General features: G+C 77.6%; 5 protein-coding genes (1 of these 5 cut by a window edge). All 5 read right to left on the bottom strand.

What is annotated here, in order from left to right; genetic code table 11:
* Tightly spaced (each overlapping or abutting the next), the 5 genes in view from LOK46_RS17280 to LOK46_RS17260 form a layout consistent with a single transcriptional unit that may run on beyond the window.
* Positions 1–10,157: the 5' portion of a non-ribosomal peptide synthetase gene (locus LOK46_RS17280; RefSeq protein ID WP_273559132.1), read on the bottom strand. 1,297 nt of this gene lie to the left of the window's left edge; 10,157 of the gene's 11,454 nt are visible here — the first part of the coding sequence; its start codon is at positions 10,155–10,157; its stop codon lies beyond the left edge, outside the window.
* A complete protein-coding gene (locus tag LOK46_RS17275; RefSeq protein ID WP_273559130.1) occupies positions 10,154–13,324 on the bottom strand; it encodes a non-ribosomal peptide synthetase in 3,171 nt (1,056 codons plus the stop codon). Before LOK46_RS17275 ends, LOK46_RS17280 begins: the two co-directional genes overlap by 4 nt.
* Entirely contained in the window at positions 13,321–17,802 is a 4,482-nt protein-coding gene (locus LOK46_RS17270; protein WP_273559129.1) for a condensation domain-containing protein, read from the bottom strand. The genes LOK46_RS17275 and LOK46_RS17270 overlap by 4 nt, the downstream gene beginning before the upstream one ends.
* Complete coding sequence (locus tag LOK46_RS17265) at positions 17,799–19,484, bottom strand: cyclic peptide export ABC transporter (protein ID WP_273559127.1); 1,686 nt, start codon at positions 19,482–19,484, stop codon at positions 17,799–17,801. Before LOK46_RS17265 ends, LOK46_RS17270 begins: the two co-directional genes overlap by 4 nt.
* Positions 19,484–20,467: a TauD/TfdA family dioxygenase gene (locus LOK46_RS17260; protein WP_273559125.1), complete on the bottom strand. Its 984-nt coding sequence runs from the start codon at positions 20,465–20,467 to the stop codon at positions 19,484–19,486. The genes LOK46_RS17265 and LOK46_RS17260 overlap by 1 nt, the downstream gene beginning before the upstream one ends.

Here is a 20,467-nt window from a genome sequence, read left to right as displayed (position 1 = left end):
TGCGGCACCACGACCCCCTTGGGCCGGCCCGTGGAGCCGGACGTGTAGATCACGTAGGCGGGATGGGCCGGCACGAGCGGGCGCGCCCGGTCCCGGTCGGTCGGCGCGCGGGCCGGCGCGGCGGCGAGCGCCGCGCGCCCGTCCGGGGCGTCGAGCACCAGGGCGGCCAGGCCGTCCGGCCGCGGCCACGCCCCGACGGTCACGAGGCCGGCGGGCCGGGCATCGGCCAGCATGAGCGCGAGCCGCTCCGCGGGGTAGCCGGGGTCGAGCGGCAGGTAGGCCGCCCCGGCCTTGAGCACGCCCAGCAGCGCCGCGACGAGGTCCGGCCCGCGCGGCAGCGACACCGCCACGATGTCCTCCGGTCCGATTCCGCGGGCGATGAGCGCGTGGGCGATCCGGTTGGCGCGGGCCTCGAGCTCCGCGTAGCGCAGCACCTCCGATCCGGCCACGAGGGCGACGGCCTCCGGCGCGCGGGCCGCCTGCGCGGCGACGAGCGCCGGCAGGGTCTCGCGCGGCACCGCCCGCGCCGTCGCGTTCCAGTCCGTCAGGACCTGCCGCCGCTCGCCGGCCTCGAACAGGTCGAGATCCCAGATCGCCCGGTCCGGCTCGGCCGCCAGGGCCGCGAGCAGCCGCGCGAACCGGTGCGCGAGGCGGGTCGCGCCGGCCTCGTCGAAGAGGTCCGTGGCGTATTCGAGGTGGCCGACGACGCCCGCCTCCGTCCCGTCGGCCCCGCGCCGCTCGACGAGGTCGAAGGCGAGGTCGAACCGCGCGGCCCCGGCGCCGACCGGATCCGGGACGGCGCGCAGGCCGGCCAGTTCGAACGACTCGGGGACGCCGTCCTGCAGGGCCAGCATGACCTGGAACAGGGGGTGGCGCGCGAGCGAGCGCGGCGGGTTCAGCACCTCCACGAGGCGCTCGAAGGGCACGTCCTGGTGCGCGTAGGCCTCGAGCGCGGCGGTGCGGGCCCGTCCCACGAGATCGCGGCCGCTCGGGTCGCCGGACGTGTCGGTGCGCAGCACCAGCGTGTTGACGAAGCAGCCGACGAGGCCGTCGAGGGCCTCGTCCGTGCGGCCCGCGATCGGGCTCCCGAGCGGGATGTCCTCGCCCGCGCCCAGGCGGGTCAGGAGCGCCGACAGGCCGGCCTGGAGCACCATGAACAGGCTCGCCCGCTCGCGCCGCGCGAGATCCGCCAGCGCGCGGTGCAGGTCGGGCCCGAGGGCGAGGGGCACGCGCCGCCCGCGGTGGCTCGCCGTCGCCGGGCGCGGTCGGTCGGTGGGCAGCGCGAGGGCATCGGGCAGCCCCGCGAGCTGCGCGCGCCAGTAGCCGATCTCGCGGGCGATCAGGCTGTCCGGGTCGGCCTCGTCGCCGAGACGGTCGCGCTGCCAGAGCGCGTAGTCGGCGTACTGCACCGGCAGGGCCGGGCGCTCCGGCGCGGCGCCGCGGCGGCGCGCCGCGTAGGCCGCCGCGAGATCGCGCATCAGCGGGGTCAGCGACCAGCCGTCGGCGGCGACGTGGTGGATCAGGAGGAGGAGCCCGTGCGCCTCCGGGCCGAAGCGGTACAGCCGCGCGCGGATCGGCAGGTCGACGGCCAGGTCGAAGGGCGCGCGCGCCGCCGCGGACAGCGCGTCCGGCCAGGATTCCGGGTCCGCCGCGCGCACGTCGAGGTCCGGCCGCGCCGCGTCGGGCGGCAGGACCTGCTGCGCGGGTGCCCCGTCGATCGCGACGACGCGGGTCCGCAGGCTCTCGTGGCGCGCCACCACGTCGGCGAGGGCCGCGCGCAGCGCGTCGGCGTCGAGCGGGCCCGTGAGGCGCAGCGCGATCGGGATGGTGTAGGGATGCGCGCCGTCGATCCGCGACAGCAGCCACATCCGGGTCTGGGCCGCGGAGAGCGGGACCACGTCCGGGCGCGGGCGCGCGACGAGGGGCAGGCGCGCGGGGCCGGCGTGTCCGGCCGCCTCTCCGCCCGCGTCGCCGCCCGCGGCGATCCACCCGCTCAGCGCCGCGACCGTCGGGGCCTCGAACACGGCGCGCAGCGGCAGCTCGACGCCGAGCGCCGCGCGCAAGCGGCTGACGAGGCGGGTGGCGAGCAGCGAGTGCCCGCCGAGATCGAAGAAGCCGTCGTCGATCCCGACCGCGTCGAGGCCGAGCACCTGCGCGAAGGCCCGCGCCACGGCCGCCTCCCGCGCGGTGCGCGGCCCGCGCCGGCCAGCGCCCGCCCAGTCCGGCTCGGGGAGCCGTCTTGGGTCGAGCTTCCCGTTGGCGGAGACCGGCAGGGCGGGGAGGGCGAGGATGCGGGCGGGGCGCAGCGCGTCGGGCAGCGTGTCGGCCAGAGCCCGCTGCAGCGCCGCCGCGTCGATCGTGCCGCCCGCCGCCGGCACCGCGTAGCCCACCAGCCGCAGCGCCCCGTCCGGTCCGGGACGGGCGACCACCGCCGCCTCGGCCACCCCCGGCAGCGCCCGCAGCGCGGCGGCCGCCTCGCCCGGCTCGACGCGCTGGCCGCGGATCTTGACCTGATCGTCCGCCCGCCCGCGATAGTCGAGTTGCCCGTCCGCCCGCCACGCCGCCCGGTCGCCGGTCCGGTACAGCCGCGCCCCGGCCGGCGCGCCGTCGCGCCCGGCCTCCGGGTCGGGCACGAACCGCGCGGCGGTCAGGCCCGGCTGGCCGCGGTAGCCCCGGGCCAGGCCGAGCCCGCCGATGTAGAGCTCGCCGACGACGCCGACCGGCACCGGGTGCAGCGCGTCGTCGAGGACGTGCAGGCGCAGGTTGGCGATGGGCGCGCCGATCGGCACGCGCGGCCCGGGCGCGGGTCCGGCGTCCCAGGCGGCGACGTCGCAGGCGGTGACGTCGATGGCGGCCTCGGCGGGTCCGTAGAGGTTGTGCACCCGCGCGCCGGTGCGGGCGGCGACGGCGCGGGCGAGGTCGGGCGGCAGGGCCTCGCCGCTGGCGACCAGGCGGGTGAGGCTGGCGGTGTCGTCGAGGGCGCCGGCGGCGAGGGCGGCCGAGAGCTGGGCGGGCACGAAGTGCACGAGGGTGACGGCGTGCCGGTCGATGAGGCGGGCGATAGCGTCGGGGTCGCGGTGGGCGCCGGGGGGCGCCAGGACGAGGCGTGCGCCGCTGACGAGGGGCAGGAGGATCTCCCAGACGGCGACGTCGAAGGAGACGGGGGTCTTGTGCAGGACGGTGTCGCGGGCACCGACGTGCAGGTGGGCGGCCATCCAGGCGAGGCGGTTGGCGAGGGCGGCGTGGGTGTTGGCGCAGGCCTTGGGGGTGCCGGTGGAGCCGGAGGTGTGCAGGACGTAGGCGAGGGCGTCCGGGTGGGGCGCGCGGGTGCGGGGCCGGAAGGGCCGGGCGGCGTCCTCGTTCTGGTTCGCGTCTGCGCCCGCGCCGGCATCCGGATCGGCGTCGAGGACGAGGGGCGGGCGCCCTGCGGCGTCGGCGAGGGCGGGGTGGCGGTCGGCGAGCTCGGGCTGGGTGAGGAGGAGGTCGGCCTCGGCGGCGAGGGCGGCGAGGCGGGCCGCGGGCAGTTCGGGGTTGAGGGGGAGGATGGCGGCGCCGGTCCTGAGGACGGCGAGCCAGGCGGCGGGCAGGTCGCAGGCGCGCTCGAGGAGGAGGCCGACGACGCGCTCGGGTCGGGCGCCGGCGCGGGCGAGGCGGCGGGCGATGGCGGTGGCGCGGGCGTCGAGGCCGGCGCGGGTCAGGCTGGTCCGGGCGTCGGTCACCGCGACCGCGTCCGGGTCTCGCGCGAGGTGGTCGGCGAAGGCGGCGAGCACGTCGCCGGCGCCGGTCGGGTAGGCCCGCGCGGTCGCGTTCGCGGACCGGATGACCGCGCGGTCGCTGTCGGGGATCGGCGGCGGCAGCGTCCCGAGCGGCGTGGCCGGGTCGGCCTCGGCCAGGGCGGTGAGACGGGCCGCGAAGGCGGCGAGCAGCGCCTCGGCGTCCGCGGGCGCGAGGCGGTCGGCGGCGTAGCTCAGGCGCAGGGCCAGCTGCGTCCCGTCGGGGGTGACGTCCGGGTGAACGACGAGGGTGACGGGGTAGTGCGTGGTCTCGGCGACGACGGCCGGCCCGAGGCGCAGGCGGTGCGGGGCGTCGCCGTTGCCGTCGCCGTCGCCGTTTCCGTCCTCGTCCTCGTCCCGGCCGTGGCGGGCGGCGGCGAGGGCGGCGTCGACGGGGTAGTTCTCGAACACCACGAGGCTGTCGAACAGGCCGCCCGTACCTGTGCCCGCGCCCGCGGGGCCGGCCAGGCGCTGCACGGCGGCCAGCGGCAGGTGGCCGTGCTCGCGCAGGCCGAGGTTGACCGCCTGCACCTGCGCCAGCCACGCGCCGAGTGGCCGGGCCGGGTCGAGGTCCACGATCACCGGCAGGGTGTTGATGAACAGCCCGAGCACGGTCTCGGCCCCGGGCAGGTCGGCCGGGCGCCCGGCCACGGTCGTGCCGAAGGCGACCCGCGCCTGCCCGGTGCGGGCGGCCACGAGCTGCGCCCAGGCGGCCTGGACGCAGGTGTTGAGGGTGAGGTGCGCGGCCCGCGCCCGGGCGAGCAGCCGCCCGGCGGCGGCCGGCGGCACCCGGTGCCGGACCTCGCCGTGGCCGGGCGGCTGCTCGCCCGGGCGCCGCTGAACCGCGCGCGCCGGATCGGGCGTGCCGGGCGCCTCGAAGGTGTCGGCGAGGCGGGTGGGGGCGTCGAGGCCGGCGAGGGCGTCCTGCCAGAAGCGCTCGGCGGCGGCGCGGGGCTGGCGGGCGAGCCAGGCGAGGTAGTGGGCGAAGCGTCCCGTGACCGGCTCGGGCGCCTCTCCGCGGTAGCGGGCGAGCACCTCGGCGACGAGGCGTGCGGTGCTCCAGCCGTCGAGGATCAGGTGGTGGACGGTGAGCACGAGGTGGTGGCGGGCGGGTCCGGTGCGGACCAGGACGAGGCGCAGGAGCGGGGCGCGAGCGAGGTCGAACGGCCGGGCGCGCTCCGCCGCGGCCAGGACGGCGAGGCGGGCGGCGAGGCGGGCGTCCAGGGTGTCCTCGTCTAGCGCGTCCTCGTCCGGCGCGTCCTCGCTCGACGGCTCCCTGGTCCAGTCGAGGCGGGTGAGGGGCAGGGGCACGGCGGTGAGGACGGCCTGGAGGGGCGGGCCGTCGGCGGGGGCGAGGATGGCGGTGCGCAGGACGTCGTGGCGCTCGAGGGTGGCGCGGACGGCGCGGGCGAAGCGGTCGGCGTCGAGGGGTTCGAGGTCGAGGCGGACCTGGTTGCGGTATGCGACGTCCTCGGGGGCGAGGCGGGCGTGGAAGAGCAGGCCCTCCTGCAGGGGGGTGAGCGGGTAGAGGTCGGCGAGGCTCTCGGTGTCGAGGGCGCCGTCCAGGAGGGCGTCGAGGCCGGCCTGGTCGAGGCGGGCGAGGGGCAGGTCGGCGGGGGTGGGCCGGCGCGGGGTTCGCGGATCGGCGCAGTGGGCGACGAGGGCTTCGAGGGTGTGCCGGGTGTCGCGGGCGATGGCGGCGATGGCGGCGGCGTCGTGGCGGTCCGGGCTGAAGCGCCAGGCGAGGTGGAGGCGTCCGGCGCGCACGAGGGCGGTGAGGGTGAGCTCGGCGCCGGCGGGGCTGCCGGGGTCGCGCATGGGGCCCGCGCTCTCGGGGGCGAGGGCGAAGGGCGCGTCGGGATCGGCGCGGTCGGCGTCGATCTGGCCGAGGTAGTTGAGGAGGATGCCGGGCTCGGGTGTCGCGGCGAGGCGGTGGCGCAGATCGGGCTCGGCGCAGTGGCGCAGGAGGTCGTGGCTGAGGTCGGGCTGGGGCAGGGCGCGGCGGGCTTCCTTGACGCGGCAGAGAGCAGCGCCGAGCGCAGCACCGCGGGCGGCTTCGTCCGGCGGCAGGTCCGGTTCGCCGCCGAGGGGGTCGAGCCGCAGCGGCACCAGCGTGGTGAACCAGCCCACCGTCCGGCTCAGGTCGTGGCGGGGCAGGGTGGGGCCGTCCGGCCTGTCGGCGAGGGGGTCGGCCAAGGGTTCGGCGAGAGCGTCGGCCAGGGAGTCGGCATCGCGACCGTGGCGCTCGAGGGTCACGCCGACCGCAGAGCCGTCGCCGCGCCGCGCCAGCGCGACCGACAGGGCGGTGAGCAGGATCTCGTCGGGACCGGCGCTGTAGGGCCGGCCGGCCCGGCGCAGGAAGGCGTCGGTGGCGTCGGCGTCGAGGCTGTCGGCGATCTCGGTCTGGGCGGATTCGACGTTGGGGGCGTCGGGCCGGACCGGCCGCAACGCGGCATCAGGGCACGGGCCCCCGGCCTTCCAGCCGGCCAGCCAAGTTTCGCGGCGCCCGGCATGTCCGGGGTGCCGGGCCAGGACGTCGAGGCTGCGGGCCCAGCTCGGGAAGCTCGTCGGCGGGGGCGCGAGCGGCCGCCCGGCGAGGGCAACCGCGAGGTCCTGGATCAGGATGCGCCACGACATGGCGTCGACCACGAGGTGGTGGGCGACGAGGAGGAGGCGCTCGGTCCCGTCCGCCGGGAGGGTGACGTGCACGGCCCGCCAGACCGGCCCCTCGGCGAGGTCGAGGCTCGTCTGCGCCTGCGCGGCGAGGGCCGCGAAGGCCGGCGCGTCGACCGCCGCGCGTCGCCACAGCGGGGGCTCCAGCCCCGGTGCCCGGCACTCCTGGGTCCAGGCACCGTGCGTATCCTGCCCGAAGCGCAGGCGGAGCGCGGGATGGGCGGCCTCGACGGCCGCGAGGGCCTCCGCGAGGCGGCCCGGATCGAGGGGCGCCCGGGGCGCGAGCACGATGGCCTGGTTCCAGTGCTGCCGGTTCGGGACAGGTCCGTCGAGGAACCGGCGCTGGATCGGGGTGAGGGGAACCGGACCTGCCTCGCGCGCCGGGTCGACCTGGATCGCCGGCGGGGTGGCGCTGTCCGGGACCGCGTCGAGATGCGCCGCCAGGGCGGCGAGGCGCGGGTGGGTAAAGACGTCCCGCGGGGTCAGCGCGAGGCCGCCCTCCCGGGCGCGGGCGACGAGCTGGAGGGCGAGGATCGAGTCGCCGCCGCGCTCGAAGAAGCTGTCCAGGCGCGACAGGCGTCGGGAATCGAGGCCGAGCACGCCGGCCCAGAGGGCGGCGAGGCGCGTCTCGGTCTCGCCGCGCGGCGGATCGAAGCCGGCGGTCCCGCCCGCCACGTCCGGGCCCGCCCAGTCCGGTTCGGGGAGTCGGCCTGTGTCGAGCTTCCCGTTGGCGGAGACCGGCAGGGCGGGCAGGACGAGGATGCGGGCGGGGCGGAGCGCGTCGGGCAGCGTGTCGGCCAGGGCCCGCTGCAGCGCCGCCGCGTCGAGCGCGTCGCCCGCCGCCGGCACCGCGTAGCCCACCAGCCGCAGCGTTCCGTCCGGACCGGGACGCGCCACCACCGCCGCCTCGGCCACCCCCGGCAGCGCCCGCAGCGCGGCGGCCGCCTCGCCCGGCTCCACGCGCTGGCCGCGGATCTTGACCTGGTCGTCCGCCCGCCCGCGGTAGTCGAGCTGCCCGTCCGCCCGCCACGCCGCCCGGTCGCCGGTCCGGTACAGCCGCGCCCCGGCCGGCGCGCCGTCGCGCCCGGCCTCCGGGTCGGGCACGAACCGCGCGGCGGTCAGGCCCGGCTGGCCGCGGTAGCCCCGGGCCAGGCCGAGCCCGCCGATGTAGAGTTCGCCGACGACGCCGACCGGCACCGGGTGCAGCGCGTCGTCGAGCACCTGCAGGCGCAGGTTGGCGATGGGCGCGCCGATCGGCACGCGCGGCCCGGGCGCGGGCCCGGCGTCCCAGGCGGCGACGTCGCACGCGGTGACGTCGATGGCTGCCTCGGCGGGTCCGTAGAGGTTGTGCACCCGCGCGCCGGTGCGGGCGGCGACGGCGCGGGCGAGGTCGGGCGGCAGGGCCTCGCCGCTGGCCACCAGGCGGGTGAGGCTGGCGGTGTCGTCGAGGGCGCCGGCGGCGAGGGCGGCCGAGAGCTGGGCGGGCACGAAGTGCACGAGGGTGACGGCGTGCCGGTCGATGAGGCGGGCGATAGCGTCGGGGTCGCGGTGGGCGCCGGGGGGCGCCAGGACGAGGCGTGCGCCGCTGACGAGGGGCAGGAGGATCTCCCAGACGGCGACGTCGAAGGAGACGGGGGTCTTGTGCAGGACGGTGTCGCGGGCACCGACGTGCAGGTGGGCGGCCATCCAGGCGAGGCGGTTGGCGAGGGCGGCGTGGGTGTTGGCGCAGGCCTTGGGGGTGCCGGTGGAGCCGGAGGTGTGCAGGACGTAGGCGAGGGCGTCCGGGTGGGGCGCGCGGGTGCGGGGCCGGAAGGGCCGGGCGGCGTCCTCGTTCTGGTTCGCGTCTGCGCCCGCGCCGGCATCCGGATCGGCGTCGAGGACGAGGGGCGGGCGCCCTGCGGCGTCGGCGAGGTCGGGGTGGCGGTGGGCGAGTTCGGGCTGGGTGAGCAGGAGGTCGGCCTCGGCGGCGAGGGCGGCGAGGCGGGCCGCGGGCAGTTCGGGGTTGAGGGGGAGGATGGCGGCGCCGGTCCTGAGGACGGCGAGCCAGGCGGCGGGCAGGTCGCAGGCGCGCTCGAGGAGGAGGCCGACGACGCGCTCGGGTCGGGCGCCGGCGCGGGCGAGGCGGCGGGCGATGGCGGTGGCGCGGGCGTCGAGGCCGGCGCGGGTCAGGCAGGTCCGGGCGTCGGTCACCGCGACCGCGTCCGGCTCGGCATCGCGCAGTGCCGCGAAGGTGGCGAGCACGTCGCCGGCGCCGGTCGGGTAGGCCCGCGCGGTCGCATTCGCCGACCGGATGACCGCGCGGTCGGAGGCCGTGAGCGCGCTCGCCGCGTGGAGGGGACGATCCGGCGCCGCCACGAGGGCGCGCAGCAGGGCGAGGAAGCCGTCGCGCCAGCGCCGGGCGGTGGCGTCCGCGATCAGGCCGGCGTCGTACTCGAGCTGGCAATCGATGCCGGTCCCGTCGGCGGCGATGTCGAGCGCGACGTCGAACTTGGCGCTCGCCACGTCGACGTCGATCCGCGCCACCGCGACGCCCGCGAGGTCGAGGGGGGTGGCATCCCGGCTGGGGCGGAAGTTGAACGCCGCCTGGAAGACCGGCGTGGTCGCGGCGTCGCGCGCGATCCCAGTCTCCGCGACGAGGCGCTCGAAGGGGACGTCGTCCTCGGCCAGGAAGGCCATCGCCTCGCCGCGCAGCCGCGCGCAGAGATCGCGGAAGCTCCCGCGCGCGTCGAGGCGGACCCGGTAGACCTGCGTGTTGACGAGGAAGCCGACGAGGTCCTGCAGCTCGGGGCGGGTGCGGGCGGCGTTCGGCACGCCGAGGGCGAAGTCCGTCTGGCCGCTCAGGCGGGCGAGCAGCACCTGCCACGTCGCCAGCAGCGCCACGAAGGGCGGGCACGCGTGCGCCCGGCAGAACGCGGCCACCGAACCGGCGAGGTCGGCGGGCAGGGTGAAGTCGACCCGCCCGCCCGGGCGGTTCGCCAGGGGCTGGCGCGGATGGTCGAGGGGCAGGTCCAGGGCCGGGACGGCGTCGCCGAGGTAGCGGCGCCCGCGCGCGACCGCGGCCGCGCCGGCCGCGCCGTCGAACCGGGCGCGCTGCCACGCGGCGAAATCCACGAAGCGCAGGCGCGGGGCGGGCAGCGGCTGCCCGATCCGCCCGGGATCGGCGAGGGCCGCGCGGTAGGCCTGCGCGAGATCCCGGAAGAGCCGCGCCGTCGACCACGCGTCCACCGCGATGTGGTGCATCACCACGAGGAGGACGCGCGCGCCTGCCGGATCCGCCTCCGACAGGACCGCGCGCAGCGGCGGCGCGCGGGTGAGGTCGAAGGGGCGGCGGCTCAGGGCGCGCAGCGCCGCGCCCGGGTCACCGTCGAGGGCCGCGACGCGGTCGAGTTCGAACGGCACGTGCGGGTGCAGGATCTGGCGCGGCCCGTCCGCGGTATCCGCCAGCGCCGTGCGCAGGACGTCGTGACAGGCGATCAGGCTCCGGAACGCGCCCTCGAGCGCCGGCACGTCGAGGGGGCCGGTGAGGCGGAAGGCCCGGGCCGAGTGGTAGGCCGGGCTGTCCGGGTCGTAGCGCTGGTGGAACCAGAGCCGCGCCTGCGGGAATGACAGGGGCGCCGGGCCCCCGGGGTGCCGCGGGATGCCGTCGGCCGCCGCGGCGTCCTCCCGGAGCAGTCGGGCGAGGGCCGCGCGCCGCGCCGCGTCCGCGGTCACGCGCCCACCCCGGCGAGGCCGGCGCGCTCGGCCTCGCTCAGGCCGGCGAGTTCCAGGCGCAGGCTCGCCGTCTCCTCGATCGCGTCCGGCGAGGCGTAGGCGCCGAGCGCCGCCGCCAGGGTCGCGGGCGTGCTGTGGTCGAAGACCAGGCTCGGGGGGATCTCGACCTTGAGCAGCTTGCGGATGCGCGCCGTCAGCTTGATGACGAGGAGCGAGTTGCCGCCGGCCGCGAAGAAGTCGCCCGCGGCCCCGAGGCGCTCCGCCGGGAGGCCCAGCAGCTCCGCCATGGCGTCGGTGAGCACGGTCTCCAGCTCCGTTCGCGGCGGGACGCCCGCGGCGTCCGGATGGGCGTCCGGACGGGGCAGGGCGGCGCGGTCGACCTTGCCGTTTGCGAGGCGCGGCAGGCTGTCGAGGCGGAGGATCGGGGCCGGAAGCCACGCGGCGGGCAGGACTTCGGCGAGCGCCGCGAGCAGGGCGGCGGGTGTCCGCTCGGGCTCGGCGACCACGTAGGCCGCGAGCCCGGTCGCGCCGTCCGGTCCCGCGAACGGGCGCACCGCCGCCTGGCTCACGCCCGCGAGGCCCGCCAGCGCGGCCTCGACCTCGCCCGGCTCGACGCGGTGGCCGCGCAGCTTGATCTGGTCGTCGGCCCGGCCGGTGAGCACGAGGCGGCCGCCGGGCAGCAGGCGGGCCCGGTCGCCGGTGCGGTAGAGCCGCCCCTCTCCGAAGGGGTTGGGCGAGAACGCGCCCGCGCCGCCGGCCTCCGTGCCCGGGAGATAGCCGCGGCAGATCTGGGCGCCGCCGAGGTGGAGTACCCCGGCCTCGCCGGTCGGCGCGAGCGCGCCCGCCGCGTCGAGGATGTAGGCCTCGCTGCCGGCGAGCACGCGGCTCAGCGGCAGGCTCTCGTCCGGCGGCGCGGTGGCCGCGTCGGGATGCACCAGCACGCCGACGCAGGCCTCGGTGGGACCGTAATGGTTGGCGACCCGCGTCGCCGGCGCCGCCGCCCGGATCCGCCGGACCAGGCCGGCCGGCGTCGGCTCGCCGCCGAGCACCAGCAGGGCGGGCAGCGCGGGGTCCTCGACGCCGTCGAGGAGGGCGGCGAGGTGGGACGGGACCAGTTTCGCGCAGGCGACCGCGTTGGCGCGCAGGAAGCGCGCGAAGGCCGGGCCGTCGGCCATCTCGGCCTCGTCGGCGACCACGAGGCAGGCGCCGAGGCGCAGCGCCGCGAACAGCACGGTGTTGCCGAGGTCGGCCGCCACCGTGGAGGTCAGCGCGAAGCGCCCGTGGCCGGACAGGTCGAGGGCGTCGATGACGGCCTCCACGTAGGCGCGGATCTGGGCATGCTCGATCACCACGCCCTTCGGCGTCCCGGACGAGCCGGAGGTGAAGAGCAGGCAGGCCATGTCGGAGGGATCCCGGGCCTCGGCGGGGTGCCGGGCCTCGCCGAGGCCGTCGAGGATCGCCCCGAGGGCGTGCCGGCCGGCCGCGGGGTCGGCCGAGAGCGCCACGGTCAGCGCGGGCCGTGCGAGCGCGATCAGGCGGTCGCGGCGGGCCTGCGGCCAGGCCGGGTCGAGGGGCAGGTAGGCGCCCCCCGCGCGCCAGACCGCGAGGATCGCCACCACGAGGTCGACGGAGCGCGGCAGGTCCAGGGCGACGACGCGCTCGGGACCGACGCCGTGCGCGGCGAACCAGGCGCCGAGGCGCGCGACGCGGTCCTCCAGCGCGGCGTACGACAGGGTGCGGCCGGCGCCGACGAGGGCGGGGGCGTCCGGCGCCGCCGCCGCGTGGCGGGCGACGAGGACCGGAAGGGTCTCCGCCGGCAGGGCGCGGGCGGCCGGGCGGCCGAAGGCGCGCAGGCGCGCCTCCTCGCGCGCGCCGACGAGGGGGTAGGTCGCGAAGGGCGTCGCGGCCTTCGCGGGCAGGCGGGCGAGGAGCGTCTCGACCTGATCGAGCAGGGTCTCCAGGGCCTCCACCGCGTAGCGGCGCGGGTCGGCGTGCAAGGTCAGCGCGGCGAGGCGCCCCTCCGCGTCGAGGGCCGGCTCCAGGCAGAGCTCGAACCCGGCGGGCCCGGGCAGGAGCCGGTCCTGCGCGGCCTCCTGCGCCGCGAGCGCGAAGCCGACCGCGGGGCGGCGGTCGTCGCCGGCCGCGTCGAGGGGGCAGAGTTCCTGGAAGGCGCGGTGCTCGTCGAGCCGCGCGGCGAAACCGGCCGCGACCTCCGAGACGCTGGTCTCCGGCGGGAGGGCGAGGCGCAGGGGCAGCGTCTTGGTGAAGACGCCGACCGTGTCGGCGAAGACCGCGTAGTCGCGCCGGCAATCGTGCGCCCAGCCGCCGAGGATCTCCGTCCGCTCGGCGAGGCGCGCCACGAGCAGCCACCACGCGGCCTGGAGCACGACCTCGGCGCCCGCCCCGGCGAGGTCCGGGCGTGCCATCGCGCGGCCGAAGGCCTCCGCGAGGGCGGCGTCGGCGGTGCGGCTCAGCCGGATGGCAGCGGCCGGGCTGGCGGCCGCGCCGGCGGTCCCCCCGCGGCGATAGGGCAGCCGGAGGGGCGCCGCGCCCGCGCCGAGATGGTCCCGCCAGTAGGCGCGGCCCTCGCCGTCCGCGTCGTCGGCGGCGACCGCGTCGCGCCACTCCGCGTACTGGGCGTAGCGCGCGGCCTCGGGATCCGCGTCGGGCGCCGCGTCCGCGGCGTAGGCGGCCGCGACTTCCGACAGGAGGCGGTCGAGGCTTCCGGCATCGACCGCGAGAGCGCTGGCGACGAGCCGCAGGCGCGGCGCCGCGGCCGGCAGGAGCGCGGCCGGCAGGAGCGCGGCCGCGAGGGTCCGGCCGCGCTCCGGCGCGAGGTCGACGGTCGCGGCGTCTCCCTGCTCCGCGCCGAGATCGAGCGGGACATCGGGCGCGCCGGCCTCGGCCTGCCGCAGGCCGCGGAAGCCCGGTTCGCGCACGAAGGCTGTGCGCAGGGCGTCGTGGCGGGCGGCGACCGCGGCGAGGCTGCGGCGCAGGCGGTCCGCGTCGACCGGCCCGGGAAGGTCGATCTCGGCGACGAGATTCGGCGCGGCGCCGGCCGCGTCGAGACAGGCGCGCTGCTCGGGGGTGAGCGCCCAAGTCGGCACGTCCGCGAGAGCGCCCGGGGCCTCGGCCATGGATGCCCCGGTCATCGCCGCGCCGGTCATGCCGCCGCTCCCGTGACCGCGCCGCGCTCGACCATGTCGCCCATGGCGACGACGATCCGGCGCGGCCCCTCGTAGGGATCGCGGGCATGGGCGGCGAGCATGTTGTCGAGCATCACCACGTCGCCGGGGCGCCAGTCGAAGCGCACGGCGATCGCCTCGTAGAGGCGGCCGACCTCGTCCATCACCGCGTCCTCGATCGGCGTGCCGTCGCCGTAGAGCACGTCGCGCGGCATCCGCTCCGGCCCCACGAGGCCGAGGAGGTCGGCGCGCACCTCGGGGTCGAGGCAGCGCGGGTGGTGCAACTGCACCTGGTTGAAGAACGACTTCTCGCCGGTCAGCGGGTGGGTGATCACCGCCGGGCAGCGGGTCCGGGTCTGGAGCGTGTCGGCGTCGAGCCACGCGAAGTCGACGCCCTCGGCCCGGCAGCGGGCCTCCACGGCCGCGCGATCCTCGGTGTGGAAGAACCGGCGCCAGTCGACGTCGAAGCGCTCCGTGAAGGTGCGGACGTAGATCAGGCCCAGGCGCTCGAAGCGGTCGGCGATCGCCGGCGGGAGCTGCCGGTACAGCGCGCGGCAGTCGACGATGGGGGTCGCGCCGCCCACCGGCGACGGCTGCTGGCAGAAGAACCACTGCTTGCGCGGCCAGGCATGCAGGTGGCTGCTCTCGTTGTGGTAGAGGATCATCTCCCGCTCGGGGTAGGGCGTCGAGCGGTAGGTGTTCTTCCCGCCCTCGTTCTTGGGCAGGTCGCCGTAGCCGCCGTAGAGGCCGGGCTGGAGCGCCTCGGCGAAGGCCTCGAACTCCTGCGGGGTCGCGATGCCGAAGCCGCGCAGCAGCAGGCCGGCGTGGCGGCGCAGCTTGCGCTCGACCCAGTCGCGCTGGGCAGTCGCCCAGGCGACCGCGTCGACGTCGGCCGACAGCGGCTCGATCACGAGGGGGAAGTCGCGCCCGGGCGCCAGGGTCGAGAGGCGGGCCGGCTCGCCCGCGGCGGCGGCGGGTTTGCCGGCGCCCAGTCCCTTGAGCTTGTCGAGCTTCGCTTCCAGGCGGCCGGCGCGCGGGAGCGATGGGGCGGTGTTCGACATGGCGGGATCCTCCGGGTCTCGTGAGGGCGGGAGCGCGGGCAGAAGGTCGGGCAGGCCGGGCAGCAGGGTCGAGAGCGGGGCCGCGGGCGCGGCGGCCGCTGCGGCGAGCAGGATCGCGTAGGCCTCCGCGAGGCGCGCGACGCGTTCGGACGTGAACAAGGCCGTGGCGAAGACCCACTCGGCCGCGATCCCGCCCCCGGGCGCGGGCGGGTCGAGGAACAGCGCCATCTCGAACTTCGAGCCGTGCGCGCTGGCCGCCCGGGCCTCGGCCGCGAGCCCCGGGACACCGAAATCGCCGGGCGGCGCGTTCTGCATCACGAACAGGGCCTGGACGAGGGGTGGCCGGGCGCGGACGCGCGGGATGTCGAGGGCGTCGACGATCCGGTCGAAGGGCAGGGTGGCGTGCTCGAAGGCGGCGAGGACGTCCTCGCGGACGCGCTCGATCAGCGCGGCGAAGGACGGGGTGCCGTCGAGGCGCGCCCGGATCGGCAGCACGTTGACGAAGAAACCGATCAGCCCGGCCAGCTCGGGCCGTGGCCGCCCCGCGACGTCGGTGCCGACCACGAAGCGTTCGGCCCCGCTCAGCCGATGGAGCAGGGCCTGGAAGCCCGCGAGCAGCACGACGAACGGCGAGGCGCCGCGCGCCCGGCCCAGCTCCGCCAGACGGGCGACCAGCGGCCCGGGCAGTTCGAAGCGGACGGAGCCGCCGGCTTGCGACGGGACCGCCGGCCGCGGCCGGTCCGTCGGCAGGGGCAGGAGGGTGGGCACGCCCGCGAGATGCGCGCGCCAGAACGCGGTCTCGGCCGCCGCCGCGCGCTCGACGGCCGCCCGGTGCCAGCGCGCGAAGTCCGTGTACTGGACGGGGAGGGGCGGAGCCTCCGCGCCGCGATACGCGGCCCCGAGCTCGGACAGGAGCACGCCGACTGACCAGCCGTCGCCGACGAGGTGGTGGAGGGCCAGGACGAGGCGGTGGTCGTCTGCGGCCAGGCGCAGGAGCCGGGCGCGCAGGAGCGGCGGCCGGGCGAGGTCGATCGGCGCGGCCGCCTCCGCCGCCTCGCACGCGGCGACCCGGACCTCGCGGGCGCCCGGATCGAGGCCGGTGAGGTCGTTGACGGGCACGTCGAGGGCGACCGCCTCGGCGATCCGGGGCTCCGGAAGGCCGTCCTCGCCGGTGGGATAGCCGGTCCGCAGCACGGCGTGCCGAGCGACGACCCGGCGCAGGGCCGCGGCGAGCCGGTCGGGCTCCAGCGGGCCTCCGAACCGGATATGTCCGGTCATGACGTAGGCGCCGCGGCCGGCCGGATCGCCGAGCCGCTCGGCCAGCCAGAGCCGCTGCTGGCCGAGCGACAGGAGGGGCGGGCCCGCACGCGGCAGGAGCGCGGGCGCCGGCACCGCGTCGCGGGGCAGCGCGTCGATCCGCGCCGCGAGGTCGGCGAGGGTCGGGGCCGCGAACAGGTCGCGCAGCGGCAGGGCGACCCCGAAGGCGGCGCGCACGCGGTCGACGGCGCGCATCGCCAGGAGCGAGTGGCCGCCGAGTTCCAGGAAGCCGCGCCCGCGCGAGACCTCGTCGAGGCCGAGGAGATCGCACCAGATCGTCGCGAGGGCGCGCTCCGTCGCGCTCCGGGGCGGCTCATCCGGCGACGGGGCACCCTGCGGGCGCCGGTAGAGGTGGAGCGGGGTGAGGTCGCCCGCCGCGAGGCCGTCCCGGCAGGCGCCGCGCCGGAGCTTCCCGCTCGTGGTCTTGGGCAGGGTGCCCGGCGCCAGCAGGGCCACGAGTTCCGCCGGCTCGGCCAGCACCTCCGCCAGCGCGGCGTCGACCGCGGCGGCGATCTCCGGCGCGCGGGCGGCGGCGCTCCGGCCGATCTCGGCGGCGATCCCGATCGCCTCGCCCGCCGGGCCCTCGACCGCGAAGGCCGCGACGCGCCCCGGGCGGAGGGCCGGCACGCGCGCCTCGACCGCCGTCTCCACGTCCTGCGGATAGACGTTGTGGCCGCGCAGGATGATGAGGTCCTTGGCGCGCCCGGTGACGAAGAGCTCACCGCCGTCCAGGAAGCCGAGGTCCCCGGTCCGCAGCCAGGTCGCGCCGTCGCGGGGCACGAAGGTCGCGCGGGTCGCCTCTGGGTTGTTCCAGTAGCCGCGCGCGACGCAGGGGCCGCTGAGCCAGATCTCGCCGACCGTGCCGTCGGGGCAGGGGAGGCCCGAGCGCGGGTCGACGATCCGCAGGTGCTCGGGCCGGACCGGCCGGCCGCTGCTCGCGAGGGCGGTCCCGTCCTCGTCGGCGACGGCGCGGCCGACCGCCAGCGCCGCCGGCGCGACGCTCAGCCGGCGCCACGGCGTGCCCCGGGGCTTGGCCGCGACGAGGAGGGTCGCCTCGGCGAGGCCGTAGGCGGGGCTGAGCGCCGTCGGCGCGAAGCCCGCCGGGGCGAAGCGCTCGGCGAAGCGGGTGAGGGTCCGGGGCCGGATCGGCTCGGCACCGCTGTAGGCGACGCGCCACCCCGCGAGGTCGAGCCCCGCCAGCGCGGCGGCGCCGACGCGCTCGCAGGCCAGCCGGTAGGCGAAGTCCGGGCCGCCGCTGATCGTGCCGCCATGCGCGCCGATCGCCTCGAGCCACGAGGCGGGCCGGGCGAGGAAGGCCTGCGGGCTCATCAGCACGAGCGGCGCGCCGGCGAAGATCGGCTCGATCAGCCCCGCGATCAGGCCCATGTCGTGGTAGAGGGGCAGCCAGGAGACGAAGACGTCGTCCGGGCCGGGCGCGATCGCCTCGGCGAGCCAGCGGGCGTTGGCGACGATGTTGCCGTGCGTGACCTCGACGCCCTTGGGATTCGCGGTCGAGCCCGACGTGTACTGCAGGAAGGCGAGGGTGTCGGGCGGGCACGGGACCGGCCGCCACGCCTCCGCCCCGGCGCTGCCGACCGCGTCGACGCAGACGATCTCCCCCACAGTGCTGCCCGCGCAGGTCGCCGCCACGGCTTCCCGGTTCGCCCGATCGGTCAGGACGTGGCGCGGTGCCATGTCGGCGATCATCAGGGCGAGGCGGGCCGCGTGGTGCGGATCCCGCGTCTCCGGCGGGTAGGAGGGCACCGCGACGAGGCCCGCGTAGAGGCAGGCGAAGAACGCCACGACGTAGTCGGGCCCGCTCGGCAGGGCGATGAGCGCCCGCGCGCCGGGCTCGGCGTCGCGCTGGAGGCGCGCCGCCAGGGCGCGGACCCGCCGGTCGAGCTCCGCGTAGTCGAGGGACGCACCGACCGCGCGCCCGTCCGTGAGGAAGCGCAGGGTCAGCCGGTCGGGCGTGGCGGCCGCCCGCTCCCGCAGGATCGCCACGAGGCTGTCGCCCGGCGCGTCCGGGACGAGCCGGTGCGGCGACGGCGCGTGGCGCGCGCGGCTCACGTGCAGGCTCACGCGCCGGCTCCCGCCTGGCGTGCGCGCGGCGCGGCGGCGCGGTGCTCCACCACGAGGCCGCGCTCGAGCTTCACGACCTGGTCAGCCCGGTCGAACCAGCGGTCGTCGTGGGTGACGACGAGGATCGTCCGGCCCTCGGCGGCCAGCTCCGGGAGGATCGTCTCGTAGAAGGCGGCCCGTGAGTCCGGATCCTGGTCGGCGGCCCACTCGTCGAAGATCATGACGGGCCGGTCCTCCAGGCATGCGACCAGGAGGGCGAGCCGCTTGCGCTGGCCCGTCGAGAGATCGCGGGTCGAGAAGGCCCCGTTCCGGAGGTCGACCCGGTCGTCGAGGCCGAGGCGCGCCAGCCACGCGCGCGCCTGCGCCTCGCGCGCGGCGTCCGGCCGGCCGAGCAGCGTCTCGAACAGGTGGAAATCGGAGAAGACGGCCGCGACGTGCGCGCGGTAGCCGGCGAGGGCCGCGCCCTCCACGGGACGTCCGTCCAGGCTCAGAGTCCCGCCGGTCGGCGGGTGCAGGCCGGCGATCACCCGGGCGAGGCTGGTCTTGCCGGAGCCGTTGCCGCCGACCAGGAAGGTGATCTCCCCGGGACGCAGCGTCAGGTCGATCGGGCCGAGGTCGAAGCGGTCGCCGGTCCGGGGATCGGCCCGGCGATGCGTCACGCCGCGCAGGCTCACCGTGGCGCTGGGCCCGGTCGCCGCGGCGGCGCCGACGGGTTCGGGCGGCAGTTCGGCGAAGGCCGCCTCGATCCGCCGCGCGCCGACGCGGGCGAGGTTCACGAGCGGCATCGTGTTCAGCACCGCCTCGAGCGGCCCCATCAGGTAGAGCAGGGCGATGACGTATCCCGTCGTCACCGCCGGGCTCTGCGCGCCGGTCCCGGGGAGGAACAGCGCGAGACCGACGAGCCCGAGGAAGAGGATGCGGCCCCAGCCCGCCGCGAGGGCGAGGAGAGCGAGGCCGCGCCGGCGGTGGTCGGCGACGCGCGCGATCGCGGTCGCCAGGACCGCGTCGAGGAAGTGGCGCCCCTTCTCCCGGTTGAGGCGCAGCTCCTTGGCGCCGCCGTGCAGCGCCTGGAAATGTCCGACGAGGCGGTCCTGCTCCGCCCCGGCCCGGGCGAGGTGGCGCGTGACGCGGCCGTAGCAGGCGGAGTAGCCCGCGGCCCCCAGGGCGATCGTGAGGGCCGAGGCCAGGAACAGCGGGACCGACAGGTAGCCGAGATAGGCGAGCGTCGCCGCGACCACCGCGCAGTTGGTGACGAGCACGGGCAGCGCCGTGAGAAAGTTGGCGACTTGGTTGGCGTCCTCGGTCACCAGTGCCTGCACCCGGGCGCTTCCCACCGCCTCGAGGTCGGCGAAAGAGGCGGCCTGGACGCGCGCGGCGATCGCGGACCGGAGATCGGCGAGCCCGCGCTGCCCGAGATCGGCGAAGAGGGCGCGCGAGACGACGAGCGCCGCGCAGGCGAGGAGGGCGGTCGCCGCGAAGGCGGCGATCCGGCCGGCCCGGGCGGGCTCGGACGCGTGGAGCGCCCCGTTGATGAGCACGATCAGACCCGTCGTGGCGATCCCGCCGACGAGGCTCGCCGCACCGGCCAGCACGAGCCGGGCGCGGGCGCCCCGCGCGAGGGCGCGCCACAGCGCGACCCCTGGTGCGGCCCCGGGCTCCGCGAAGGCGAACGCCGCGTCCATCACTGCGCGCGGCCGGCTTGCGCCATCGCCACCACGACCTTGCGCGGTCCTCGGAAAGGCGTCCGCGCATGGGCGGTCAGCATGTTGTCCAGCATCACCACGTCGCCGGACTGCCAGGGGAAGACGACGGTGTGCGCGGCGAGCACGGCGCGGATCGCCTCGAGATCCGCGTCGGGGATCGGGCTGCCGTCGCCGTAGTAGACGTTGCGCGGCAGGTCCGGCTCGTCGACGAGGTCGAGGAGGGTCGCGCGCACCTCCGGCTCGAGGTTCGAGACGTGGAACAGGTGGGCCTGGTTGAACCACACCGGCTCGCCGGTCTCGGGATGGCGGGCGGTGCCCTGGCAGACCTGCTTGGTGCGGAGGTCGCCGTCCGGCTTCCACTCGCAGGTGATGCCGTGGCCGGCGCAGTACGCCTCGACCGCATCCCGGTCCCGGGTGCCGAACACCTGCTCCCAGGCCACGTCGAGGCCGTTGCCGTAGTTGCGCACGTACATCAGGCCCCGCTCGGCGAAGCGCGCGCGGATCGGCTCGGGCACGGCGCGGTAGATGGCGCGACTGTCGGCCAGCGGCGTCTCGCCCCCCTCGGCCGCCGCCTGCTGGCAGTAGAACCAGATCATCATCGGCCAGTCGCGGGCGTAGGCCTGCTCGTTGTGCAGGGGGATGTGCTGGTGGGGCGGGTACTCGGTCGAGGTGTAGACCCCCTGGGTCACGGGGCTGCGCGGGGTGGAGCCGAACTCGTAGCTCAGGAGGTCGTGGCCGAAGCCGGCCGCGAAGCTGCGGAACGCGTCGGGCCCGTCGAGGCTGAAGCCGCGGAGCAGCAGGCCGCCCGCGGCGTGAAGGTGCGCCGCGGCCGCGGCCCGGATCGCCGGCAGCGCGTCCGCGAGCGCCGCGCCCTCGGCGCCTTCCGGCGGTGTGACCAGGAGCGGCAGCGGACCCTCGTCCCGCAGGGGCTTGGTCACGAGTTCCATCACGGCGTCCTCCAT

Origin of the sequence: Methylobacterium sp. NMS14P (genome assembly GCF_028583545.1) — a bacterium.
In the GTDB taxonomy this organism is placed as follows: Bacteria; Pseudomonadota; Alphaproteobacteria; order Rhizobiales; family Beijerinckiaceae; genus Methylobacterium.
The sequence above is the reverse complement of the archived record's forward strand: the minus strand, read 5'-3'. Positions and strand labels throughout refer to the sequence as shown.